Annotated in this window: 22 protein-coding genes and 3 tRNA genes; 11 read left to right on the top strand and 14 right to left on the bottom strand. The window is 41.3% G+C overall.

Annotated elements, in window-relative coordinates:
* Positions 1 to 48: 48 nt before the first annotated feature.
* The 3 genes from WDA22_07235 (at position 49) to WDA22_07245 (ending at position 4,048) form a co-directional block, all read left to right on the top strand.
* A tRNA-Ala gene (locus WDA22_07235) sits at positions 49 to 121 on the top strand.
* A 102-nt stretch (positions 122 to 223) separates the two neighbouring features.
* The gene (locus WDA22_07240; protein MFA5833253.1) at positions 224 to 472 is read left to right on the top strand and encodes a GIY-YIG nuclease family protein; all 249 of its coding nucleotides are present in this window, start codon (positions 224 to 226) and stop codon (positions 470 to 472) included.
* Between the two features lie 282 nt (positions 473 to 754).
* On the top strand, positions 755 to 4,048 hold the full coding sequence (locus tag WDA22_07245) for a phosphodiester glycosidase family protein (protein ID MFA5833254.1): 3,294 nt from the start codon (positions 755 to 757) through the stop codon (positions 4,046 to 4,048).
* A 132-nt stretch (positions 4,049 to 4,180) separates the two neighbouring features.
* On the opposite strand, the gene WDA22_07250 is transcribed toward WDA22_07245, so the two are convergent.
* The 8 genes from WDA22_07250 to WDA22_07285 all read right to left on the bottom strand — a co-directional run bounded on the left by WDA22_07250 (position 4,181) and on the right by WDA22_07285 (position 11,421).
* Entirely contained in the window at positions 4,181 to 4,777 is a 597-nt protein-coding gene (locus WDA22_07250) for a transposase (protein ID MFA5833255.1), read from the bottom strand.
* Between the two features lie 241 nt (positions 4,778 to 5,018).
* On the bottom strand, positions 5,019 to 7,307 hold the full coding sequence (locus WDA22_07255) for a DNA polymerase domain-containing protein (protein ID MFA5833256.1): 2,289 nt from the start codon (positions 7,305 to 7,307) through the stop codon (positions 5,019 to 5,021).
* Between the two features lie 150 nt (positions 7,308 to 7,457).
* Positions 7,458 to 8,153: a hypothetical protein gene (locus WDA22_07260; protein ID MFA5833257.1), complete on the bottom strand. Its 696-nt coding sequence runs from the start codon at positions 8,151 to 8,153 to the stop codon at positions 7,458 to 7,460.
* Positions 8,154 to 8,547: 394 nt separating this feature from the next.
* The gene (locus WDA22_07265; protein MFA5833258.1) at positions 8,548 to 8,817 is read right to left on the bottom strand and encodes a GIY-YIG nuclease family protein; all 270 of its coding nucleotides are present in this window, start codon (positions 8,815 to 8,817) and stop codon (positions 8,548 to 8,550) included.
* 110 nt (positions 8,818 to 8,927) lie between these two features.
* The gene (locus WDA22_07270; protein MFA5833259.1) at positions 8,928 to 9,128 is read right to left on the bottom strand and encodes a hypothetical protein; all 201 of its coding nucleotides are present in this window, start codon (positions 9,126 to 9,128) and stop codon (positions 8,928 to 8,930) included.
* An 8-nt stretch (positions 9,129 to 9,136) separates the two neighbouring features.
* Positions 9,137 to 9,790: a transcriptional repressor LexA gene (gene lexA / locus WDA22_07275; GenBank protein MFA5833260.1), complete on the bottom strand. Its 654-nt coding sequence runs from the start codon at positions 9,788 to 9,790 to the stop codon at positions 9,137 to 9,139.
* 153 nt (positions 9,791 to 9,943) lie between these two features.
* Positions 9,944 to 10,846 carry a hypothetical protein gene (locus tag WDA22_07280; protein MFA5833261.1) on the bottom strand — a complete coding sequence of 301 codons (903 nt, stop codon included), beginning with the start codon at positions 10,844 to 10,846 and terminating at the stop codon, positions 9,944 to 9,946.
* Complete coding sequence (locus WDA22_07285) at positions 10,843 to 11,421, bottom strand: hypothetical protein (GenBank protein MFA5833262.1); 579 nt, start codon at positions 11,419 to 11,421, stop codon at positions 10,843 to 10,845. Before WDA22_07285 ends, WDA22_07280 begins: the two co-directional genes overlap by 4 nt.
* Positions 11,422 to 12,001: 580 nt before the next feature.
* On the opposite strand from WDA22_07285, the gene WDA22_07290 reads away from it, so the two are divergent.
* The 5 genes from WDA22_07290 to WDA22_07310 all read left to right on the top strand — a co-directional run bounded on the left by WDA22_07290 (position 12,002) and on the right by WDA22_07310 (position 15,698).
* Positions 12,002 to 12,091 (top strand) — tRNA-Ser (locus WDA22_07290).
* A 74-nt stretch (positions 12,092 to 12,165) separates the two neighbouring features.
* Positions 12,166 to 12,240, top strand: a tRNA-Pro gene (locus tag WDA22_07295).
* An 86-nt stretch (positions 12,241 to 12,326) separates the two neighbouring features.
* Positions 12,327 to 13,328, top strand: a complete 1,002-nt coding sequence (locus WDA22_07300; protein ID MFA5833263.1) for an OmpA family protein — start codon at positions 12,327 to 12,329, stop codon at positions 13,326 to 13,328.
* Between the two features lie 3 nt (positions 13,329 to 13,331).
* Complete coding sequence (locus WDA22_07305; protein MFA5833264.1) at positions 13,332 to 14,306, top strand: hypothetical protein; 975 nt, start codon at positions 13,332 to 13,334, stop codon at positions 14,304 to 14,306.
* A 66-nt stretch (positions 14,307 to 14,372) separates the two neighbouring features.
* A complete protein-coding gene (locus WDA22_07310; GenBank protein ID MFA5833265.1) occupies positions 14,373 to 15,698 on the top strand; it encodes an amino acid permease in 1,326 nt (441 codons plus the stop codon).
* Between the two features lie 83 nt (positions 15,699 to 15,781).
* Here the strand turns inward: WDA22_07310 and WDA22_07315 are convergent, their stop codons facing one another.
* A complete protein-coding gene (locus WDA22_07315; protein MFA5833266.1) occupies positions 15,782 to 17,338 on the bottom strand; it encodes a tetratricopeptide repeat protein in 1,557 nt (518 codons plus the stop codon).
* Between the two features lie 93 nt (positions 17,339 to 17,431).
* On the opposite strand from WDA22_07315, the gene WDA22_07320 reads away from it, so the two are divergent.
* Together WDA22_07320 and WDA22_07325 are read left to right on the top strand one after the other, a co-directional pair.
* Entirely contained in the window at positions 17,432 to 19,225 is a 1,794-nt protein-coding gene (locus tag WDA22_07320) for an ABC transporter ATP-binding protein (GenBank protein ID MFA5833267.1), read from the top strand.
* Between the two features lie 10 nt (positions 19,226 to 19,235).
* Positions 19,236 to 19,913, top strand: coding sequence for an endonuclease III (locus WDA22_07325; protein ID MFA5833268.1), 678 nt, complete (start codon positions 19,236 to 19,238; stop codon positions 19,911 to 19,913).
* 30 nt (positions 19,914 to 19,943) lie between these two features.
* Here the strand turns inward: WDA22_07325 and WDA22_07330 are convergent, their stop codons facing one another.
* Complete coding sequence (locus WDA22_07330; GenBank protein MFA5833269.1) at positions 19,944 to 20,804, bottom strand: DMT family transporter; 861 nt, start codon at positions 20,802 to 20,804, stop codon at positions 19,944 to 19,946.
* A 152-nt stretch (positions 20,805 to 20,956) separates the two neighbouring features.
* Between WDA22_07330 and polA the strand changes: the two genes are divergently transcribed.
* Positions 20,957 to 23,749, top strand: coding sequence for a DNA polymerase I (gene polA / locus WDA22_07335; GenBank protein MFA5833270.1), 2,793 nt, complete (start codon positions 20,957 to 20,959; stop codon positions 23,747 to 23,749).
* 63 nt (positions 23,750 to 23,812) lie between these two features.
* Here polA and WDA22_07340 read toward each other — a convergent pair whose 3' ends face one another.
* The 4 genes from WDA22_07340 to frr form a co-directional block, all read right to left on the bottom strand.
* Entirely contained in the window at positions 23,813 to 24,334 is a 522-nt protein-coding gene (locus WDA22_07340; GenBank protein MFA5833271.1) for a DUF5668 domain-containing protein, read from the bottom strand.
* Positions 24,334 to 25,026 (bottom strand): PspC domain-containing protein, encoded by a 693-nt coding sequence (locus WDA22_07345; GenBank protein MFA5833272.1) that lies wholly within the window; start codon positions 25,024 to 25,026, stop codon positions 24,334 to 24,336. The genes WDA22_07340 and WDA22_07345 overlap by 1 nt, the downstream gene beginning before the upstream one ends.
* A 46-nt stretch (positions 25,027 to 25,072) precedes the next feature.
* Complete coding sequence (locus WDA22_07350; GenBank protein MFA5833273.1) at positions 25,073 to 25,639, bottom strand: 5-formyltetrahydrofolate cyclo-ligase; 567 nt, start codon at positions 25,637 to 25,639, stop codon at positions 25,073 to 25,075.
* 91 nt (positions 25,640 to 25,730) lie between these two features.
* Positions 25,731 to 26,291: a ribosome recycling factor gene (frr, locus tag WDA22_07355; GenBank protein MFA5833274.1), complete on the bottom strand. Its 561-nt coding sequence runs from the start codon at positions 26,289 to 26,291 to the stop codon at positions 25,731 to 25,733.
* Positions 26,292 to 26,301 lie beyond the last annotated feature (10 nt).

The following is a 26,301-nucleotide window of genomic DNA, read 5'->3' on the forward strand; positions in this document are numbered from 1 at the left end:
TTATTTTCTTTGTTCAATTTCTTTCATATATTTAGTCAGTTATTTAAGGGGCCGTTAGCTCAGCTGGGAGAGCGCTTGCATGGCATGCAAGAGGTCAGCGGTTCGATCCCGCTACGGTCCACAAGAAATAATAACTAGGAGAGCGTCCCGATGTCCCATTGGGACATCGGGAAGGTCAGCGGTTCTTTGTCCGCCTTTGGCGGAGATCCCGCTACAGTCCACGATGTATTTAGTCTACATACTTCAAAGCTTGAAATCCGGCAAATATTATGTTGGACACACCGATGATCTACCCTACAGATTCACTCAACATAATAATGGATATTCGAAATCGACAAAATCTGGAATCCCTTGGAAGATTGTTCATACAGAACCATTTTCGACAAGATCTGATGCAATGAAAAGAGAACATGAGATTAAGTCAAAGAAAAGCCGTACATACATCGAAAAGTTAATGAGAGATGACAAATAGCTGGGAGAGCGTCCCGATGCAAAGCATCGGGAAGGTCAGCGGTTCTTTGTCCGCCTTTGGCGGAGATCCCACTACGGTCCACCACCTTTTTAGATACATTCGGGTTTCACAACGTTAAAGTGCGTTTGTGGAGAAGGTCATCGGTTCCCCACCTAACTGACCGATAAAAAATTCTAGAACTAACGGGCGACGGTCTTCAAACAAATTCCCGCTATTTATAGATAAGTTCATTACAGATATCTTATAGTACAATCCTACCACGCTTTAACAACGGCAAACATTATGAAGACAATCTTATCGTTCATCATTGCGGTAACTTCTCTAACCTACTCACTTTCTGATACAACTTCCTCTGTAACAGTAGCTCCCGGTGTTATCCATACTCAATACACACTCCCTGGCCCATTTACGCTTGATGTGCTTGAAGTTGATATCACCAATCCCAATATCACACTCGAAACATATAAACCTGCTGGCGGATTGACAAGAACGACGATTCAATCTGCTGCAAATGATAAGGCAGGTCATCGCGTTATCGGAGCTGTCAATGGCGGTTTTTTTAGTTTTGAAACTGGATGGCCGATTCATAATCAACTGGCGAATGGAAAACCGGTTCTCGGAATTCCGACGAATAAATCGAGTGTAGTGTTCACGGAAAACAAAAAAATATATATTGACAGATTTAGCTTCGGCGGGAAAATCTTTTCAAGAGGGGGCGGAAGTTTAGCGATCAACGAAAGCAATACAAACCGCGCCTCAGGAAAAACAACACTCTATTCTTCTTATCGTGGAGGAACAACCGGAACAGATGCCAGCGGAGCAGAAGCCACTCTGCATATTGTAAACCTATCTCCGGCAACGAATGATACACTCTTGGCAGTGGTCACACAAAAAGGGGACGGTAATAGTACCATTCCCATCGATGGATATGTCATTTCCGGTGGAAGCGGAAGTCCGACAACTTTCATTACGAGTGAACTTAAGGTGAATGATACCATCAAACTGTATCTCGCATACAATCCGATATCCGGCGCAACGGTAAAACGACTGACACAATTAATCTCCGGCAACGGACATTTGATTAGGAATGGCGTTCCGTATCCTACACTCGGAGATTTCGATCAATCCGGCGCAAGTTTTAACGATGCGCGGCATCCCCGTACGTTTATAGGTCAAAATGCTGATAGTACAAAAGTCTATCTTTGTACAGTTGACGGTCGACAATCTTCGAGTCTGGGAATGAGTTTTGGAGAGATGGCGAAGTTTCTTGTTTCGCTCGGAATAACAAATGCATTCAATCTAGACGGCGGAGGTTCTACAACTATGGTCGTGCGCGGAGAGGTGGTCAATTCCCCCTCTGATCCCGGTGGTGAACGTTCTGTGGCAAATACACTGCAAGTAATTAGTACTGCTCCGATTGGAGCTTTGAATTTTCTGAATATTATCGAATCAAAAGCGAATGTTTTTCAGGGAAATACTTTTCAGTTCCATGCAGAAGGAAAAGACCAATATTATAATCCTCTTGCACTTCCCGTCGGGACTGTTTGGAGTGTTGATACAACTATCGGGACGATCGATTCATCCGGACTCTTCACCGCAAAAAATACGAACGACAGCGGATGGGTGCGAATCTACTACAATGCTATTACTGATTCTGCACGAGTCTATGTTCGTGTTATTAAGGAATTGCGAGTCTATCCCACATCGCTTGTGATGACACCAGGTGAACAAGTAACACTGGCAGTGTACGGCGTCGATTCGGGAAATAATTCTCTCCCTCTGCAAGGAACGCAAGTCATCTCTCAAATCACTGGACAAGGAATTAATTTCTCGCCTTCAGATAATGTTGTTACTGCCACAGGATTTAACAAAGGGACACTTCAGCTTTCACTCGACACAGTCAAGAAACAATTGAATTACGATTTCACCGGATCGGACACAACTATTACGGTTGAAAAATTTAACGATCTGTTTTTGATCAGAAACGATGTTTCCGGCACCGATCCTGACAATATCTCTTTTGCGTTGAATACGGATACGATATTTTCAGGCCCAAATTCTTTCCGTATTTCGTACAACTTTCCGACGACAGATGCAGTGACAGCATTAATATCGACCTCCTTCCCGCTGGCTAGCAGGCCGGACAGTCTGTATATAAAAGTGTTCGGAAACGGCGGCGGCCATTCGTTGAAATTAATCTTTATCGATAAAAACGGCGAACAATTTTATATCACTTCTCCAACAGTAGTAAGTTGGAACGGAGCATGGCAAAATGTTGGCTTCAAAACAGTCAATGCAAAACCGATGACAACCGGAATTCTCGATTTTCCAATTACTCTCTCACAAATTCAAATAGTGATCGGAGAAAATAATGCTGCCGGAGGAAAAGCGATCGGAGCAATTTTTCTAGATGATATCTTCGTTCACTATCCAAATAGAACAGTGGCACCGCAGGTGTTGTTTGACTTCAATACCAATGTCGCTGGATGGCTGCAACCGTCACAAGGGAACGTTGCACAGTTAGTTGGAATTGTCATTGCGTCCTCTTCCATTCTCTTTTCCAATGAACATCCGTATGAGGGTGCCGGATGCGGAAAATTTACGTATATCGACGATGCCGCTTCTTCGTCAGATTGGAATGTGCGGATTACCCGCGGTACAACTTCGGAGCTCGGCAATATGCTGCGCGGCAGTTACATAGGAGCATGGGTGTGGGCGGATGGCAAAATGGATATTTCGTTAAGAACTGTTATTCGAGACGGAAACGGACAGATCTGTTCCGGACCGGCATTCTCTGTCAATCATATTGGTTGGAAATTGATCGGAACACGATTAGATGAGAATCTTTTCACGCCATATCTTACAGCTGGAAAAATTACTGACACCGGAAATAAATTCAACGGCTTCAGGCTGCAGGCGGCTCATGCAGACATCAGCGGCAAGACGAAAATCTTTTTCGTCGACAAGATGGTCACAAGTGCACTGACTGTTCCATCCGGATTTATTGATTTTGGCGCTGTGTGGGATTCATTGGGAAATCAAGTGAAGGTCTCTTGGGGTGTTAATTCCGAAATCAGCATTAATCGTTATGGTATTGAACGCGGCATCGACGGTATGAACTTTACTGAAGTTGGTTCTGTCACTGCGAAAGGAAATACCGATACAACAGCACGATATTCATATTATGACAATATCGGTTCTCTTGGTTCAGCAAAATATCGTATTCGGCAGATCACAAACGACGGCGGACAAGAAACAACACCAGTCATCAATTTTTCTTTGACGAATGTGAGCGGCAGTCATTTTTCTCCAATGTCATTTGAATTGCAGCAGAATTATCCTAACCCATTCAATCCTGTTACTACTATTCAATTTCAACTTCCTCACTTCGCTCGAACAACTATGACGGTGTATGACATTCTTGGAAGAGAGGTTTCCACAATTCTCAATCAGGAAATGAACGCCGGAAGCCACAAGCTCAATTGGGATTCATCACATATTTCCAGCGGCGTTTATTTTTACCGCTTGATGTCCGGGAATTTTGTTGAAACAAAAAAGATGATTGTCGCCAAATAATGCATCCCACCGAGTTCCTGCTCGACGACGAAGCTTAACATTACAGAACGTACCGCCGAGCTCCTGCTCGGCGTTTATGCTCATGAAACTCTGTCATACCTACAAATATTTTTCATTAATAAAAGTCCACCGTCAATCACTCCATGTTTTGCAAAGCCCTGCTTTTAAAGGGTTTTCCATAACATATCGAACAATTCTTTTCAACTCTTCACTATTACGAACCACATGATCATAATTTTCCCTCTGCCAAAATATTCCTTTCATTTCTAGTAGAGAATTTGCTTTCCGAGCAGAATACGATTTTACTCTTTGCAAAATACTATGCAGAGGAACATTTGTCTTTTCCATATTCAGAACAAGATGTACATGATTCGACATAATGCAAAAAACAACCACTTCATATACTTTTTGATCGTAAAACAGTATCGAATTCTTCACTACCTCAGCAACAACAGGATTTGCTAACCAATGAATTTCAGTCATCACTCTATCCAAATAACTATCAAAATGACCAAAGTAACGCCTTCCCTCTTCTTGAAGTAATATTTGTTTCTTCTCCCTGTTTTTCTCGCACGTAATATTAATCTCTCTTTGTTCCCGTTCTTGCAACAATTGCACCACAACATTCTTTGGTAATGAATTTGCAAGTCGAAATGTTACAAAAAGTATCGAGTCTTTGGGCTGATAGTGCGGTAAACGTCTATGATAATATGGTTTTAATTCTTTCATTTGTACAGTAACGCTATCTTATCATCGTGATAATGTTTGCGAAGCAAAGCTTCGCGATACAGAAGTACTACTGTACCATCACTGGTGCTAAAGTTCCTGAAGCAGTACTTCGCACTACATAATACCAGCGAGTGAAGCTCGGCGACAAAACCGCGAAACACACAAATGTCGTGCAAAAATCTATAGAGTTGAACTCTTTCGTAAAATAATACCTTTTTAGACAATAGATTATCCGCACAATCTATCGCATCAACGCCAATTCCGTCTGCGGCGAAGTTTTCTTTTTTGTTGCTTTCCTCTTTTCGCTGACCGAGAGCATACCCAAATGCTCTTTCAGAGTTTCTCGTGAGTAACCGAGAGGTTCCAGTAATGTTTCCGCTGCTTCCAGCACCATCTCCGAATATTTTTCTGCATCGTATCCATCATCCAACGCATACAACGCCAGCGGTTTTGCTTTCATCGGATCTTTTTTACCGGTTGAATCTGTAATGATATATTGGATACTTTCTCCCGCCATTAAATGAACGCCGGCATCCGCAAGTGTCTGCGAAACAATTGCATTGATGCTCTTATTCTCGTATTCATAAGGATCTTTGGATATGCTGCGGCGGATGATCAGTTCAAATGGCGAAACATTCCCCTGTTTCAAATCCTGAATGAATTGTTCTGCAACATCCAGCACATCCGGAACCAATGCACGCACCCCCTCCACATCGTTCGCTCTGGAAAACACATTCAGCATGGCATGCTGCGCCCGCTGCACATACTTTGGAACATCCCGACGCCTAACTTCTATCCCCCGAACTTTGAATTCATCGGTATCATACAGTCCAACATAGCGTGTTGCCGTGGGAATCTCCTCGTCCATTTTTGAAACGGGAAACAATATCCATTTATAGATTCCTTCTACTGATATTTTTATGCCAGTATCAGCTTCAATTTTCTTTGCAAGTTGTTGGTAATCATCGTGCGTCGCTCCGGACTTCTTCAGCCAAACACAATCAACAATTGCGTGGATCAGTTCAAAACCATCCTGCTCCGCAATTTCCTTTGCGCGAAGCAATCGGTCACGGGCAAAGGCATTCACCGATTCATGCGCTTCAATTCTACCGAGTCTGGATTTTTTAAAACCGAGATATCCAAAACAAGTGACCAAGATCCATTTCAAGGCAGTCTGTTTGTTATGGTATTTTTTCCGCTGCTCTTCGGTTGTTGCGCTCCGTTTTAATTCTTTATAGCGTTCCCGTTTTTTAATGATCTGTTCCAATGTCGCCGGAACCAATCCTGTTCGTTTTTCACAGATACGAAAACCAATTTCCGGCACATGCTTCTTCGAATCCGGACAGCATTCGCAATCGAGCGTTTCAGTAGAAATATTGTGGTTACGCATGATCGTGGGATACATCGAAGCAAAATCCAACTCTGCAACCTGTTCGTGATACCCGCTTTCCGGCATAAAGTGAAGTCCTCCCCTGTCTGACTTCAACAATGTCGTCAACGATTTGAACGCTTCTTTGATCGGACGTTTATAGGGAACAAGGACATTATTTTTATATGTCCATGAGATCTGCATGGAAGACAACGCCGAACCAATGCTCGTGCGCGCCTGCTGCTGCACACCAATCTGTGACATACGCGCAAGATCATACAATCCGTCAAGATCTCCTTCGTTCATAATAAACGAGTTCTCTTTGTCCAAATGCCAGCGCCCCGAAAGCGCAAACGTCGCTTCGCGCTGCTTCACCTGTCCATAGGAAAAATAAGTGATTGCTTTTGAAAACATGAATCCTGCCCCCGCATCGCGATGAAGATATAACGGCATGTTCAATTCCGATGCAATCTGCTGAAGCATCGGCAGTAACGTTGCATCCCCATATTCCGTGAGAATCACATCAGGATCATATTTATAGAGATAATAATTGATCTGGTTGATCAATTCTCTCGGCGATTCTTGCTGCAGTACGGTTTTTCTTCCCTCAATCTCTATTTCAATCTCCAAAAAACGCTGGTACTTTGGGGCAAGAAGTTTTGCCGAAGGAGAAAGTGTCATAATCACCAACGGCGGTACAAAATATTTTTCCGCTTCCATCCGTTCAAGCAGATTCCACGATTTCAGTACGCCGTTCTCAATCGTATATTCCCCGTATGCCAGTGGAAACAATTGCGTCGTATAATAGAACATCTGTACCACTTTGATATCGGCATTATAGAACTGGTAGAATTTAAAATGCTTTGACAATGTCCGCACCGTCTTTTGAAACAGATTTGGATTGTGAACACTCACCTCGTACACCGGAAGTTCCTTGTTCGAAAGTAATTCTTTCTTCGTCGTCAACACCATCGTTACCTGATAGGGAAGATGGAGCAACAATTCACGAAGAATACCTGCCTCCTGTTCGGACAGTTTCAGATAAAAGCATGGTGCGAATGTGTAATGCGTCTTATGCCGTTTTCCATCAATGTCGATAATCCAGACCGTCATTCCATGGTCATTGGCATACGCATCGAACAGTGATCCTTGCACTGTCATATTTCCTCCCCATAATTCCGTAATCGTTCTTTCAGTTCGTGGAGTTCTCCAACGAGTTTGACCAAGACGGATAGCGTGATTTTATCCATCGTGATCGGTGTCGTTTGGAACGAGATCGACGGAAGATTCCGCTTAGCAATACGAAATATTTCATCGAAGTGCTCCTGCTGTTCTTTTCGGAGCGCGCGGCGAAAGTTTCCCCACCGCTCCCGTTCTTTGTCGATGAGCCGTGTGGCTGTTGCGATCAGTCGTCCCATTTCTTCCTCGTCTGGCGGGTGAGTGGATGTATTCTCTGTCGAGCCTGTAGGTGACATCGGAGATTCCTTTGAATGCATTGAAATACTGTTCCCGCTCCTTCAATTGAAAACGGAGCGGCGTTGAAACAAGCAGCGTGGATATTCCCTCCGTTTTCAGTTGATCGAACGTTTGTTTCATTCGTGTAAGAATGTCGTGAATATCAGGTATGGCAACTTGCTCGTCGTCAATCAGATCCAGTAATCCAAAGACCAGTAATGTCTTCGAATGTACCGTTCGCATAAAATCGGTCAAACCATCTGTAATCGTAACATCTACTTGATAGAATGTATAGCAGCGGCTGATGAATCCACGCTGCAAAAGCTCTTCCGGCTCAGCACCCGACGTTTTAAAGATGCCTGCGATGAAGAATGGATCTGTCGTATTCGCCGCATCAACAATCACCACCGGTTCCCTCTTGCGCAGAAAATCTGCTGCAACGAGCATTGCGGTCTGATATACTCCATAGGTACCATGCAAAAAATTGATTGTTGGCGCTGACGTCTCCATCGTCAGCTGTACTGTTTTATATGATTGAATGACTGTTTCCACACTTTCCTCTCTTGTAAATGTTTGCTCTTCTATGTGTTCTATGTCTCTATGTGGTTCGCTTTTCACAAAAATATTTGAACCACATAGGCATAGATCACATAGTTCACTGTTTTTCTTATCTATAAAATACAGAAGCCCGACAGCGCAGGAGTTGTTTGTCCTTTTGCTATCGGGCTTGAAGGTCTCAACACCCGGGTATGGTTAAACCAAACACAACTAACTCGATTGTCATTTCGAGGAGTCCCGTTGTATGGGACGACGAGAAATCTCAAAAACAAATTTCTTTCTCAAATCAGGGGTTCCAAAATGACATGAACGATTTATTGTCACTTCGGACGAGCCTTGAAATATTGGGTTTCTGCAATGTCATAAAAGAGAAATGAGAGACCTCATCTTAAAGAATGATCTCTTTCCATTCAGCATTCATTGCTTCAATCAATTTTATTTTCTTTGCCCGACGCCATTTTTTGATTTCTTTCTCTCTTGCTATCGCATAACGAACATCTGAAAATTCTTCAAAATATATGAGTGTTGTAATATTATATTTTTGCGTAAAACCAGGAATGAGTTTTTCTTTATGCTGAACAACTCTGGCTCGTATATTGTTTGTCATCCCAACATACAGAGTGCGGGACCTATTTGTCATGAGATATACAAAATACATATCTATTATTTACAACCGCTTCATGTTTCTTATGCTGAGATTTCTCATCCCAATGTATCTAAAAAACAACGTATCGGGATTCGAAATGACCGCAACTCTTATTAATGCCTTTATCCAGCCTTTCGTAACTTATGCTTCGAACGAAATGACACTTCCACATCTCCAACTACTTTCCCAGCTTCGCGTGGAAAATAGATCTGCACGCCTCCATAATGATCGTCTGGGGATTTCACACTGAGAATATCCAAAATCTTATTGAGATAAGAATTGATCTTTTCTCGTTCTTCCATTGTATAATCACCGCTCGTCATGTTTGCTCCTACGATGCTTTTTTATATTTCAACACTTCGTCTATCCGTTTTTTATCAAGTGCACGGATCATTCCAATCACAACACCGACGATTTTAAAATTCTCATCATGCTGATCGACAATGATCGGCTGATATTTTTTGTTTGCAGGGACCAGTCGGATTGTATTACCATCTTTCTCAAACCATTTCACCGTCGGCTCCCCTTCCACCAACGCGACAACAATCCTGCCGTTCTTCGGTTCTTGTTTTGGATCGACAAACAACAGATCTCCTGTCCCAATCTCCGCCTCGATCATACTATCCCCTTTCACATAGACACCAAAAACATCTTTGGATGCAGTAAGATAGTGTTCAACATTCACGAAAGTCTCTGCAAGATTCTCCTGCGACATAAACGGATGACCTGCCGGAACAAAACCAAACACAGGGATTCCTGTTGGTTTTTTATGAATCACTTCAATTCCGCGTGAAATATTGGGAGTGTATTTGATATATCCTTTTTTAATCAAAGTGAGGATATGATCTTTTGCGGCATTAACGTTAAAACCAAACGTTGTCGCAAGTTCCTGCAGCGTCGGTGGAAGCCCCCGTTCGCGAAAGGAATCGCAGATCGCTTGATAGATCTCTGCTTGTCGTTTAGTAAGTTTGGCTTGTGATGTCATCGTTTTATTTACTGTATATATTTACACTGTATAAATTTACAGTATTCAAAACGATTTGTCAAGTACTAATTTTTTAAACTGACCCTGGGGAGGGAATTTATGCATCAAAGATATTGCGGAAACTCGGTTTGTCTTACATATTCAATGCAGTTTCTAATCATCCTCTTCTTCCTCATTACTATGTTCCATTTCTTTTTGTAATTGTTTATTCTCTCTATTGACTTCATGTTTATTTCCCGAGCGGTGGCATTTCACACAATTTTCAAAATTTTGTACACCCTCTTTGCGATGCTCTAAATCGATCTTCGATTGAGAATGTTCATGGCAAGTGTAACAAGTATATGATGCAAATCCCGTTGTAGGAGTATGACAATCCGTACAACGTGAAGGATGATGGTTGTCAAATCGGAAGTACTTTGTATGATCGTATGTGGAAGGTTTCCAGGCACTGGAAGAATGGCAATCACTGCATTGATTTTTTGATTTGACCGCTCTATGCAATTCGTCTGCAGGTATGTTCTTTACATGGCAATCGGTGCACAGAGTGACTTTTGTTCCAAGAAGTTCGTGATCAAAATTTGATATTTTCCAATCATTAATAATATGACAATTATCGCATAAGAGGTTTGGAATGGTATGGATAGAGGTCCCTGGTTTTTCATGACACGTTGCGCAATTGCGTTGAACTTCACTTCGAAGGATCTCATGAGTAAATTTTTTTGTTGCAGTTTCTTTTGATCGTCCATGATGCTCTGTATGACAATAAAAACATTCAATATTCGGTATCGCTGTATGGATCAAACTGCTTTTGGAATTCTCTTTGGCTAACGCTATACCGGCAACATTCCGCTTTCCGATAGTATTCATTGAATGGCACGCGATACACTTCTTTGTGACTGATCCTTGTCCAAGCGTATGACATGCAAAACAATCGTTCTTCAGTTGCAGATGATCTTCAATAAGCACACCGGGAGTAACTGAATAATATGGAAAAAACACAATCGCTGCCAATCCCACTGCAATGGAACCGATGAATGTAAGATACGTCCTCTTCATCGCCACCGCCAGAACAAAAGTGTGAGAACGATATGCAACGATGCAAAGGCAAAAAAGATCATCGAGAGTGGCATATGGACTTTACGCCATTGCAGCATTGTATCAACAATAAGTGAATGGGATAATAGTGACTGTTCTATTTCACTCTCTGTAAGGCCGCTGTTTTGGAGTTCAAGCTTTCGATTGTTCATTCGCTCTTTAGCATCCTTTAACAAAAACTTTCCAGTTAATCCGCTTGCAACGACAATCAACATTGAAGTCAATGCCAGCCAAGGAATGATGGCATTGAAATGTATTCCTCCATGCACCAGAATCAGCAAGGCACCAATCCATGCAGTCACCTCGTGGGATTGCAGCAATGTTTTCGGTGAACCCCATAAAATCATTTTTCTCTTTTTCATGGAATAGAGAAATGATAGAATGATCAATACGGTTCCAATAATTCCAAAATATCGGCCGACCCATACAAGTCCGGCTAAATGCAAAAGGTAGTCGCAAAGCAGAGCGCCGGAAACTAAGGAGAGATAGATCAGAACTGAAGGGAATATTTCTTTGAATCTATTTCGGATATGCATCGATGAATATTTGATCAGTCTTTCATTTAACAGTCAATCTTTCGGGATAGGGAATTATCTGTGTAAAAAGGTATGGAAGCATAAAGACAACATCAATATCTTATTGAGCACTTATTTTCTTTTTTCAACTCTAAAAGATAAATTGGTCGGGTATATTATTCAGTGAAATCATTAAAAATGTTTTGGCGTTTGTTGTATAATTAAAAATAATCCATATACAAACAGGTACGATATAAAATAATGTCTTACTTGACGGCAAATTTTTAGATATGAAGGCCTACCGATTTTTAAAAATTCTATTATCAAATGACATTAGGTTCTGTGGTTGTGTTTTCTACTTCCAATTCGAGAAAATATGTATGCCTTACTATATTTCACAATCTCATATCAATCTACTAATTTGTGATACTTTTGTTTCCTAAATTTTAGTTTCTATCCTGATTCGATTTATTAATTTTTTGCTCGCTGTTACTATATGAGAGTTCAATGAAAAAATTGAATGATTACTTAATACCGAAAAACATCTTTGAAAATTACCGTTTCATTCGTATATTTGAACTGCATTTAAGCAAAAATCCACGGAGAGGTGGGTGAGTGGCTTAAACCAGCGGTTTGCTAAACCGCCGTACGGGGTTAACCTGTACCGAGGGTTCAAATCCCTCCTTCTCCGCAATTATTGTTCAAGGCGTAGTTCAGCCGTTGGACTTTGTTCTTTGATGAAGTTTTTTGCCAAATGTCATTGTTCGGGGTGTGGCTCAGCCCGGTTAGAGCGCGTGGTTCGGGACCACGAGGTCGGAGGTTCGAATCCTCTCACCCCGACAAAAAAATAACAAGGGGACGTTCACAATCGTCCCTTTTTTATTTCAACACCAGATTCTTATTTTGACATAATAAAAGAGGTGTCTATGAAAAATCTCCGCTTTCTTGTTCTTTCAACCCTTCCATTCATTCTATCGGCCTGTGTTTCTCTCGGCACGTTCGACGAAATGCAATCACAGCGCGATGCGTTACAAAGTTCTGTCGATTCGCTCAAGACTGCTACTGCTGCAATGCAAGTACGAATCGATAATCTTACGACAGAAAATTCAACATTGAAGAACCAAAATAATGATTACCAAAAGCAGATTGCTGATCTGCAACTTCAAGCAGATACATTAAAAGATCGTATCCGCACTTTTGAGAACGATCTAACCATCTCCAATCAAAATTACGAACAATCAAAAGCAAAAAACTCTGCCGAAATTAAAAAACTGCTGACGAACCTGGAAGCATTGCAGAAAGATGTCGCTTCGCGTGAACAAAAGTTGAAGGGTTATGAAGACGCCCTTGCTGTTCGTGATTCTTCCCTTGCCGCAATTCAACGCGATCTGATCGGACGGGAACAACGGGTCGGCGATTTGGAAAAACGATTGGCTGCGCGCGATTCAGCATTGAACGCTTTGAAATCAAAATTGAACGATGCCCTTCTCGGATTCACCAACAGTGGGTTATCCATCAACATTGTTAATGGACGTGTCTACGTATCGCTCTCAAACCAGCTGTTGTTCTCCACCGGAAAAACGGATATTGACAAACGCGGAAAAGATGCCCTACTCGGACTCGCCCGAGTTCTGAACACTCAAGAGGATTTAACAATTCTTGTTGAAGGACACACAGATAATCAAGCAGTTTCCAACCTTGGCGCTATAAAAGATAATTGGGACTTGAGCGTAATGCGCGCAACAGAAGTGATCCGATATCTCGCCAACGAAGGGAAAGTCGACCCAAAACGAATAACCGCATCAGGACGTAGTGAGTACTATCCCATTGACCCGGCAAATACATCTGAAGCTCGGGCAAAGAATCGTCGCACAGAAATTATTCTGATACCAAAATTGTCGGAATTATTCGAAATTTTGGAAAAATAATCAATGGACCAATTTTTCATAAAGAAAAGCGTAACAGTACTCTGTTGCGCTTTTTTATTTTTAATCGGTTCGTGCAGTTCAACGAAAGAGTTTTCTTCAACGGAAACGAATACGTTTTTTTCGTTTACTCCTGAAACCCGTGTACTGATCAATTCACCAAAAGAGATTGACAAATCTAAATCAACATTACTGATCTTGTATGCTCTCCCCAATGGAAATACCATCGAAATGACTGCTGGGAAAAAATTACAGTCGGGAGATGATTGGCATTTTGATATTCAGCATATCGCTGCTCAAGTTCGTTTTTTACGAAACACTCTGAATGATCGCACCATTCTAATTGCTTATCTTGAAGCAGCTCAAAAGAGCTGGCCCGCATGGAGAAAAAAATATGAATATAAAGACAGTGAAGTTGCCAGAATCGTTGATTACATCCGTTTTGAGACGGGAAATCCGGAGTCAGTAATATTATCCGGTCATAGCGGCGGCGGAAGTTTTATTACAGGATTCATTAATGCATTTGATACCATTCCGGGATATATCTTTCGCATTGCTTATCTTGATGCGAATTATAGTTATGATGATTCTCTGAATCATGGAAAAAAATTGTTGCATTGGCTACAATCGGATACCGCTCACAAATTATCCGTGATTGCGTACGACGATCGTGAAATTGTTTTCAATGGGAAAAAAGTCATTGGCCCAACGGGCGGAACATTTCGCGCCACACAGAGAATGCTCCAGAGATTTACTCAATCCACAGATATTTCCTCCAGAAAAGATTCAACAATACAACAATATTCTGCACTAAACAATCGGGCACGATTCACGATTCATACGAATCCTGATACTCTGATCCTTCATACAATTCTTGTCGAAAAAAATGGTCTGATACATTCTGTTCTCTTTAATACTACATTTGAAGAGAAGAACTACAAATTTTTTGGCGAAAGAGCTTATAGTAATTCTATAGAATAGAAAATTAATAATCATCCTGAGCAACGACGCTGTTTGTCGGAGTCGAAGGATGGCCTAAAATATTGCATGGAAAAAGATTCTACATCATTAAAACGCGATCTCTCCTTCACTCAAGCCGTCGCGCTAAATATGATCGATATGGTCGGTATCGGACCATTTGTTGTCCTTCCTCTTGTTATTGGCATCATGGGAGGACCGCATCACATTGCTGCATGGATTGCAGGTGCGATTCTTTCGTTGATCGATGGATTCATCTGGGCTGAGTTTGGCGCTGCCATGCCAAAAGCGGGAGGTAGCTATGTCTTCCTTCGTGAATCATTCGGCAAGCGTTGGGGGAAATTAATGTCTTTCCTCTTTATCTGGCAGACAATGATTCAGGCTCCCCTTGTCATCGCTTCCGGCTCGATCGGTTTCGCACAATATCTCTCCTACCTGCTGCCGCTTGATGATGTAACAAGAAGAGTAGCATCCGGAACACTCGTTATTACATTAACATTTATTTTGTACCGTAAAATTTCTACTGTTGGAAAAATTTCTGTAGCACTTTGGATTGGTGTTATGGGAACAATGGCATGGTTCATCATCGGCGGTCTTTCGCATTTCAATGCCGATCTTGCGTTCAGTTATCCGGAAGGTGCGTGGGATTTTACTTGGGCATTTTGGGTTGCACTCGGACAAGCAACTGTTAAAACAATGTATTCCTACCTTGGTTATTACAATGTCAATCACCTCGGCGGCGAAATAAAAAACCCTGAAAAGAATATTCCCCGAGCAATTTTCATCTCTATTATTGGCATCGCTATTCTTTATATGGCAATGCAATTTGCTGTCATCGGTGTTATCCCTTGGCAGGAAGCAAAGGATTCCCAATTCATCGTCAGTACATTGATCGAACGGCTTTATGGCACAGCCGCAGCATCTTTTGCAACGGTACTTGTGCTTTGGATCGCATTCTCATCATTATTTGCAGTTATGCTGGGCTATTCCAGAATTCCTTATGCAGCTGCTTTGGACGGAAATTTCTTTTCGATCATGGGAAAATTACATCCGACAAAAAATTTTCCGCATATCTCTTTATTGTGGCTTGGCGGGGCGGCATTCATCTTCAGTTTATTGTTCCGGCTAGCCGATGTGATTAGCGCAATTCTTGCAATGCGTATTTTGGTTCAATTTATCGGCGGTGCTGTCGGTGTGATGATTCTGCGAAAAAGAATCGGTGAAGCAAATCTGCCGTTCAAGATGTGGCTCTATCCGCTCCCTGCTTTAATTGCAATTGTTCTTTGGTTTTCAATTATGCTGTCGACCGGCTGGAAATTTGCATTGTCTGGACTGGGAATGACACTCTTAGGAATAGTGGTATATTTCATCAGAGAGAAAATTCAAAAAAAATAATTCTGATGTACCGTTATACAAGCAGTGGAACAGAAGTCCTGCCGTATATGTATCGCCGACTTCCCGGCCGGCGTTGGGGTAATTTATTCTTCAGAAATTTGAAACTCCTTCTCTTTCGGTCTCCGCTCATCATACATTCTAGTCAAGGCCGTCATCGCTGCCTGGTTTCCCCGCTGAGCAGCTTTGCGATAGAACAATACCGCGTGCGCATAATTAATGGGGACAAGAATTCCTTTTTCATAACAATATCCTAACGCAGTTTGCGCAAGAACCGAACCTTGGTCAGAATATTTTATCAACTCATCAAATGATCGTCTTGCATCCGTGAGTGTTCCATCAAAGAGATCCGCAACGGCAACCCTGATTTTTCCTTCCGTGTTTCCAAGATCAGAAGCATATTTCCAAAAATCTTTGGCCTTCTTTTTATCCCCTTTCACCCATTGGCCAAGTGAATAACAATTTCCAAGATCGAGCACAGCGGGAGTGAACGATTTGCCAACTGCTATTTGGAGAAATTGAAGTGCTTGTTCGTCTGTCAGCGAATTGTTTAATCCTAGAGCATTCAATGACGAAACAACATACAGAGCTTCGGGAATGTTTTTTGATGCTTGCTGATGAAACGTTGTCAGCATATTCTTTTCGTTGATCAACCGCCATAATAATGACGGAGCCCGGCGCGAATCTAACCGAATTGCACGGATGTAATGTACTGCCGCTTGCAGTTTATCTTTTCTAACACCGATCCCGCGTTCATAACAGCGAGCAACAATTGTCATCGCCTCCGGATTCCCGATTTCTGCAGCTCGGGCAATCATTGAGAATCCCGTAGAATCCGTTTGAACACTGTCGCTGAGAATCTTCGAACCGCCGAGAACATTCCGTAGCTCTTCGTTCCCTTCATTAAATAATTCCTTTAAAAGGGTCAAATCATCAACCTGCACTGTTTTGTCATCATCAAACTCCAGCATCACCGGTTCGATGTTTTGTGTTAATGATTGTTGCGCGGATGCAATTCTGGCAGCATTTCTTTTTATTGAAGAAGAATCCTTCTGCAATGCTTCATTACCATTGAGACCCCTCTTCTCAAATTCCTTCAGAACATCTTTCGCTGGTTCATAATTTTGATCGGCCGATTTTTTTAACCATTCATAAGCCGTACTATAATTCCGTTGGACAACCAGGTTGTCGGTAAAGAAAAGTCCATAGACATACTCTCCTTCCCGCATATCTTTTTTTGCGGTATACTGAAAATAACGGTACGCCTCGATTGGATTCCATTCTACTCCCCATCCATTATTGAGGAATATTCCGTAATTGAACTTTGCTAATAGATAATTCTGGTCTGCAGCTTTTTTCATCCATAGTGCTGCTTTTATTGTATCATAGGAAAAACCTTTTCCAGTAAGATACCGCAAACTCAGTTCGTGTTGGGATGGAGCATCTCCTGCGTTCGCACTTCGCATTAATTGGAATCCCTCCCACAATTGATAGGTAACGTCTGATTGTCGTATCTCCAAGATTCGAAATGGCGAAGTTTTTACCTTAAACGCTTTGCTTCTCTTCTCCTGTTGTGAAAAAAGCGGTATACTCACACAATAAATCAGAATAAGAATCGTTTTATAGACAGCGAGTTTTCTCATGACTTAATTGTAAATGAATCTTTCCTCAATTACAACGTTCTTTCGCATTTTACTTATAGTTTTCTTATTTTCTTCGACACAAAAGGATATCTTATGAAACTGTTGTACTCTTATCTCAAGAATTATTGGACGTTGGTCATGTTGGCATTGTTCCTTGCAACAATTAATCAAACATTTTCACTGCTCGATCCATTGGTTTTTCGATATGTCATCGATAATTATGCGATGAAATTCAGTCAATACACTACCGAACAATTTCTGCAAGGTGTAGTGAGTCTGCTGTTGTTAGCAATGGGTGCTGCTTTTGTATCACGTGTGGCAAAAAATTTTCAGGACTACTATATCAATGTTATTGTTCAGCGTCTTGGAGCACAAATCTACGCTGACGGTTTGAAACACTCTCTTGAATTACCCTATTCCGTTTTTGAGGACCAACGAAGCGGCGAAACGCTCGGCAAATTGCAAAAGGTCCGTACCGACGTTGAACGCCTTATCTCCGCCTCCATTAATGTTCTCTTCACAACGCTTGTGGGTATTACATTTGTGATGATCTACTCGTTATCCGTTCATTGGGTGATTGCTCCATTGTATTTTTCAACCGTCCCTATTCTTGGTTTTCTAAGTTCCACGTTGAGCAAAAAGATTAAGACGATCCAAAAGACAATTGTCGGTGAAACGACTGCGCTGGCAGGATCAACCACGGAATCATTACGGAATATTGAACTCGTAAAAAGCTTAGGACTGGCAAACCAGGAAATAGATCGGCTGAATAGCACAACGCAAAAGATCTTGAGTCTGGAACTAAAGAAAGTGAAATACATCCGTGGATTGAGTTTCATTCAAGGCACATCCGTCAATTTTCTTCGTACCGCAATACTATTCTCGATGTTGTATTTAATATTTACGCAACAAATATCTGTCGGGCAATTCTTCTCACTGTGGATATACTCATTTTTCATTTTTGGTCCACTACAGCAGTTAGGAGACATTATTAATATTTATCGTGAAGCTGAAGTTTCACTCAATAATTTTGAAGCCATACTTAATACTCCGAAAGAACCAAAACCGGTTTCTCCCGTAAAAGTAACAAATGTTCAAACTCTTGCGTTCAATAAAGTGACATTTCAACATCAATCATCAAACAAATCCGCCTTAAACGAAATTTCATTTAAAACGAAGCTCGGGGAAACAATTGCTTTCGTCGGTCCATCCGGTGCTGGTAAAACAACACTTGTAAAGTTACTCGTAGGTTTGTACCGCCCCCAATCTGGCAATATTCTTTACGACGGAAAAAACTTTGATGAAATAGATTTCGATGCACTGCGAGAACGGATCGGTTTTGTCACTCAGGATACGCAACTATTCTCAGGGACAATTCGTGAAAATCTCCTGTTTGTAAATCCAAAAGCGACGGATGCCGATTGTCTCGATGTACTGAACAAAGCAGCATGTCAATCTCTTCTCTCTCGAGCGGATAAGGGACTGGATTCAATAATAGGCGAAGGGGGTGTAAAAGTGTCCGGTGGAGAAAAACAGCGCCTTTCGATTGCACGGGCATTATTGCGTAATCCCCAGCTGCTTGTTTTTGATGAAGCAACTTCATCTCTGGATTCATTGACGGAAGAAGAAATCAGCGAAACGATTCGAAATATTTCCAATCAAAAAGATATGATAACGATTTTGATAGCTCACCGACTTTCTACAGTGATGCATTCCGATACAATCTATGTTCTGGAAAAAGGAAAAATTGTCGAATCCGGGTCGCACACAAAACTCGTCAAAGCAAAAGGATTATATTACGCAATGTGGCGGCAACAGGTTGGCGAACAAACAAATGGAGTAATGAAAACAGCAGTGAAGGCACGCAAACTTATTTCTAAAAATTAAGAGAGATACTATGGCAAAGAAAAAATCTCCAAACACCAAAGATCTGTCTGACAAATCGGACAATATTAATTGGAATAAAGAGCTAACACCTCTCTTCAAAAAATATCAGGGACGTAAACATCCCCTGGAATACAAAAATTTGTACCAATTGCTTGTAATGGTGGTTCTTTCGGCGCGGGATTCAGACAGGAATATCAATTCCCTTGCACCCGCTCTTTTCAAAAAGTTTCCTTCCATGAAGTACCTTGCTAAGACAACACCGGAAGATCTTTATCCTTTCATTAGCAAGGTTTCAAACTTCGGCAATAAATCACAGTGGATCACAAAAACTGCCAAAGAAATTAAAGACGATAAGAATATTCCGTTAACGCAGGAAGGTTTGACCCAATATTCTGGCATTGGAAGAAAATCGGCAAATGTTATTATGAGCCAAATGGACGCCCCGGCTGAAGGGGTGATTGTTGATCTTCATACATTGCGTGTTGCTCCCCGCCTTGGAATTGCACAAGGAACAAATCCTGAGAAAATTGAAAAACAGTTGATGGAGAAAATACCGCAAAAGAAGTGGCATATTCTCGGTATGTCTCTTACATATCTTGGACGGGAAACGTGCAGACCAACGAACCCAAAATGCCACGAATGTGTAGTGAATTCTGTCTGTGCTTTTTATAAAGAGCAGAAACCGTAACAGTGGTCTCAAACTTCTGTTACAATCAAACTATTTCCTTTGCGTTAACACAACCCCTACAATTGTAATCGTACCTCCTACGAGGAAAGCTATAGTAACAGGTTGATTCAAAATTAATACTGCTAATAATGTTGTCAGTATCGGCTGGGCGTTTGCAAAGACCGCCACTTTTGTCGTATCCATTCTTGCAAGAGTGTAAAACCAGAGAATATATGACACAACTGAGGTTCCTAAACTGAGATAAAGAATGCCCCACCAATTTCCTATGGTAATCGTAGGAACGTCCGTTGACGCAAAGTAAACAATCCCAATCGGCAAGAACATTATTGCCCCACCAATCATGGAAAGAGCTGTGATGTGAAATGCGCCATACTTTTTCACCAATTGTTTGCCGTTGATTGCAAACATTGCCCACGAAATCACCGCAAAAAAGATCATCACATTGCCATAAAAATAATCTGAAGAAAAATCGATCCCCTTCTCAAACATAACAATTGAAATCCCAGCAAACGCAACTATTACACCGAGAATTTTTTTTTGCGTTAACCGTTCTTGAAGAACAAAATAAGATAAGATCAGTACCAGTGCTGGGGTTGTTGCGTATAACAATGCTCCGTTAGAGGCAAGAGTGAATTTAATCCCATAGAGATATAGGAATTGATTCATCGGTACAGCAAGAAAAGAGAGCCAGAGTAGATGTCTTATATCCTTCTTCTCTACCTTTATTCGTTTTTCTCTTGCCAAAAACATCACTAGCATTGCAAATAATGAGATGACGTTCCGTAAAAAGGTTAGAACGACGGGATGCACTTCCTGTGTGACAGTTTTTGCAATAAGGTGTGTTCCTGCTGCTAGAAGCTGTTGGAACAAGATGATAATGTATATATTCATACGGATGTTGCGACTACATTAAGGTTTACATTATCCAACACTGTTGATCTCCCGATAAGAATTGACCGTTTCAAATGAAATTTTTTCGTTCGATAACTTTTGGTATATTCTTTCAGACAAATTTTAACAATATACTTTAACTTTACGACACTATGAAACGCAGAGAAACGCTTTTTTTGATAGATTCAATGGGTATCGCATATAGATCGTATTTTGCGTTCATCCAAAATCCTTTGATCAACTCCAAAGGAGAAAATACCAGTGCCATCTACGGCTTTATCAATTATCTTAATAAAATTCTTGACGAACAAAAACCAGATTACATCGCCGCAGTATTTGATACTGATAAACCGACGTTCCGACATATTGCATATAAGGAATACAAAGCCACCCGTAATAAAATGCCGGACGATCTCGCATCCTCTCTTGGTTATCTCAAAGATGTTGTGAAAGCATTTAATGTCCCCGTTCTTGAACTTGACGGTTTTGAAGCCGATGATATTATGGGCACGCTGGCAAAACGTGCCGAAAAAGAAAAAATTGATACATTCCTTGTCACGTCTGATAAAGACTTCATGCAACTCGTCTCTAACCGTGTGAAAATCTATCGTCCCGGAAAATTTGGCAATGACGATGAGATCGTCGGCGAAGAAGGAGTCATGGAAAAATTCGGCGTCCCGCCGGACCAAGTGATCGAGATGCTCGGACTCATCGGGGACACTTCGGATAATGTTCCTGGTGTTCCCGGTGTTGGCCCGAAAACGGCTCTTCCACTTGTTCAAAAATATAAAACAATTGAAAAGATCCTGGCGAACATCGATTCCATCCCGCAAAAAGGATTACAAGAAAAACTCCGAACAAATAAAGAACTCGCTCTCCTTTCCAAACGACTGGTTACCATTGATATCAACGTTCCTATTAAAGTTGATCTCCATCATTTAAAAGCCAAAGATAAAGATGTAGCAACGCTCATAAAAATGTACGAACACTTAGAGTTCAAATCATTCGCAAAACGATTGAAAGAACAAGGTGTTGTTGCCACGTTAACAGAAAAAAAGAGTGACGAGTCGGTTGAAGAACCCATAACATTACAGAACATTAGCACTTCAGAACATGAATACATCATTGTTAAAAAGGATGCTGAATACTTAAAACTATTGAGCGAACTGAAAAAGGCAAAGTCATTCGTCTTCGACACAGAAACGACCTCAACAGACGCACTTCGTGCTGAATTGGTTGGTATTGCATTCTCCTTCAAACATCCAAAAGCATATTACCTTCCTGTCATCGACAATGTTGTTCAAGCAGAAACCGGAGATCTTTTCACCGGAAAAACGGAAACAAAACGAGAAGGTTTTCAGATCGAACGAATTATCAAAGATCTAAAACCTATTTTTGAGAATGAAAAGGTGAAAAAATTCGGACAGAACATAAAATACGATTCTCTCGTTCTTTCAACAAAAGGAATCTCCGTCACCGGTGTTGCATTCGACACGATGATCGCGGCATATGTTCTCCGATCAGATCGTCAACATTCCCTTGATTCGCTTGCCGCAGAGCACTTGAACTACAGAATGGTCTCGTTTGATGAGCTGACCAATGATGGAAAAAAGGATATCCGTGAAATCCCGGTGGAAGAAGTGGGAAACTATTCTGCGGAAGATGCCGATATCACTCTTCAATTGGTAGACATTCTGCATGACAAGATTTCAACGAACGGATTAAAGTCGCTATGTAACGAAATTGAGTTTCCGCTTATCGAAGTACTGACCGATATGGAAATACATGGAGTAAAACTTGACGTTCCATTTCTCTCCACAATGTCAAAAGAAATAGGATTAACACTTGATGGCCTTATAACGAACATCTATAAACTCGCCGATGAAAAATTCAATATTAATTCAACACAACAACTGGCAAAAATCCTCTTTGAAAAATTAAAACTCCGCTCCGTCAAAAAAACGAAAACGGGATTTTCCACCGATGTGGCCGTGCTTGAAATATTACGGAAAGAACACCCTATCGTTGAACAGTTATTGGAATATCGACAGCTGCAAAAATTAAAATCGACGTATGTTGATGCCCTGCCGAAACTCATCAATCCGTTGACCGGGAAGTTGCACACATCCTTCAATCAAACGGTCGCAGCAACGGGACGGCTTTCCAGCAGTGATCCGAATCTGCAGAATATCCCAATCCGTACAGAGCTTGGAAGGAAAATGCGCAAAGCATTCATTCCATCAAATAAACATTCCATCATTCTATCTGCGGATTATTCACAAATTGAACTGCGGATTATGGCACACATCTCCGGCGATCTCGGACTACTCGATGCGTTCAAAAACCATGAAGACATCCATGCATCAACAGCCGCAAAAGTATTCAATGTCACTCAAAAAGATATTACGAGAGATATGCGCCGAAAAGCAAAAGAAGTGAATTTCGGAATTATGTACGGAATTGGACCATTTGGGTTAGCATCTCGTTTAGATATCTCTCAATCGGAAGCAAAAGAGATCATTCAAAAGTACTTCGAACGCTTCCCGAAAGTGAATCAATATATATCAAGCACGATTGCCGCCGCACATTCTAATGGATTTGTGGAAACTTTAAAAGGAAGGCGCCGATATTTAGCTGATATCAACAATAAGAATCAAAATATTCGGGCAAATGCCGAGCGCCAATCAATCAATATGCCGATTCAGGGAACTGCTGCTGATATGATTAAAATGGCAATGATTAATATCCATCGCGAATTTAAAGCAAAAAAAATAAAGAGCAAGATGGTGTTACAGGTTCATGACGAACTTGTCTTTGATGTTTTAAAAGAGGAAGAGGCGAAAGTAAAAAAGATTGTTGAAAAAGAGATGCGTGAGGCAATGCCGTTGGATGTTCCTATTGAAGTGGAGATTGGTGTCGGAAAGGATTGGCTGGAAGCACATTAAACAACATGAACACTCTTGTAAAACAAAAAGCCCAAACAGGTTCAGTTGTTTGGGCTTTTTGCTTTACAAATTAGCCTTCTTCTCTTTCCTTCGAAACAGCATCAGTATACCAAAGAGAATAATTGCTGCCGGCCAATATTGACGAATAGCTTCTTTCACATCACTTGGGTAAAGATATCCAATCTCTGTCATCATAAATGCTACTCCAAGACCGATGAAGATGAGGGCTGGCAACAGCAGGTGAAAATCTCTAAAATTAAAAAGGAACAACATCACGAATGACAAACCAAATGCCATCAGAAATCCCGGAACATACACGTACGCCGACCGCTCAATCAACCCATATTCCCCAAGAATAAGAAGCACGCCGGAAAAGAAACAAATACTTCCAAAGAACAGCGATTGACGAATATTAGTAACAAATGAACGGATGACCATTGCGGCTCCGTATGCAATCAAGCCGAATAATAGTAACGATGTACCATCGATTCGGACAATGTGCATTTGGCGCAACAATAATCCAACGCCAATCACAACAAGAATAATTCCAAAAAAAGGAATACGATTAAATTGTTGTTTATCCATTATGATACCCGCACATTGATCACATTATCATACGGTACAATCAACGCAATGAGTATATACAACACAAGTCCTGCGCCAAACGATGCCAAGCATAAAATAACATATAACATTCTGATCAGACTCGAATCAATTCCAAAATATTGTGCAAGACCGCCGCAAACGCCGAAGATCTTCTTGTCGCTCATTGAACGCCGAAAATTACGAAATGCCGGCGTTGAATATTGCGCTGAAGCTGAAGACTGTTCAGTCTGAGGTTGTTGGACGCCGGATTCTGTTTGGGACTGACGATAGTAAATAATCGCCATACCAAGAATAATTAAGAGGACGGGGAAAATATATTCGAATGTATCTTCAAGAAAATTGAAAAAGTGGAATATTTCCATATTAGCCAAAAGAAGCATGATTCCGACAATAACCAGTGCAATACCGAACCAATTGCGAACCGATTCGTTCTTCGGTTGCGTCGAAATCGTTTGTGACTGCGTCTGAGCATCGTTCAACATAAATGGCTTTTTTGGCACAATAAAGATTGCCGCAATATAAAGGACGATACCTGTTCCGCCGAAGAGCACCATAAGGACAAATAAAATCCGAATAACAACGGGATCTACATCAAAATATTCTGCAAGTCCCCCGCAAACACCGGCGAACACTTTATTTGTTTGTGAACGATACAATTTCTGGCTGTTCATAACTGCTCCTTTGACTGTCAATCAATTGTTACGACTTTTTGAACAATTAGTTGCGGCAGCGGATAATCTCTTGTTCTGTAACCACAAATGAGACAGGAATATCTGTTGTTTCTTGCGGAACCTCTTTTATAATCTGAAAATCATACGCCAATGCAATTGTTGGAAGGGAAATGTCTTGGAGAAAACGATCGTAAAAACCAGCGCCGAATCCTAATCGATTCCCGTTGCGATCGACAGCAAGAGCGGGAACAACAACAACCTGTAAGTCGGATACAGAAACGGGTCGGTACATTCTTGGTTCAAGAATTCCGTAAGCACCTCCAACCAGTTCGCTTAATGAAAAGAGTTCTGAATGTTTCATTAATTTTGTCGCTTTCTCTGCGATAGGAACAACAACCCGCTTTTTATGTTTCAACAAGATTCGGATCAATTCATGAGTATCCACTTCGTTATTCTTCGAAGAAATGTACGTATGCACGACATCAGCCCGAAAAAATTCGGGAAGAGATAGCAATTGTTCCACAATCATCTTCGAACGTTCGCGAACATACTGTTTGGAAAGGTTGTGCCGTTCCAATTTTAATTGTTCTCGCAGTGTGGCTTTGCTGATCATATTATCGTAGAAGAAAATTAGTTCGTAAATAAAAAGTCCCGCTTAACGATTCGCTGACCGCCGCGGGACGACATTGCATTGGAAAGGAATATTACACTTCCATAATTTCTTTTTCTTTAACTGTAAGAAGATTGTCGACTTCCTTAATGTACTTATCGGTATATTTTTGAACTTCCTGCTCACCCCGTTTACGATCATCTTCAGAGAAGTGTTCGTCTTTTTCAGATTTTTTTAATTGTTCATTCTCGTCGCGCCGAACATTGCGAACGGCAACCTTCCCTTCTTCACCAAATTTTTTCACTAACTTTACCAATTCTCTGCGACGTTCTTCGTTCAACATCGGAATTGGAACGCGTACTATCTTTCCGTCAATACTAGGATTCAGTCCAAGATTAGAGGCAATGATCCCCCGTTCAATCGACTGAAGCATTCCTTGATCCCATGGAGTTACAGCGAGCATATGAGCATCCACAACGCTAATAGAACCAACTTGATTGATCGGCATCATGGTACCATAGGCATCGACCTTTACAGTATCAAGAAGGGCCGTTGTTGCTTTCCCAGTACGAATCTTTACTAATTCATGCCGAACGCTTTCCACTGCTTTTTGCATCCGGGTATCACAATTTTTTAATATATCTTTAAGCTGCATACTGTACCTC

Source organism: Bacteroidota bacterium (assembly GCA_041658205.1).
GTDB lineage: Bacteria > Bacteroidota > Ignavibacteria > UBA10030 > UBA8401 > UBA8401.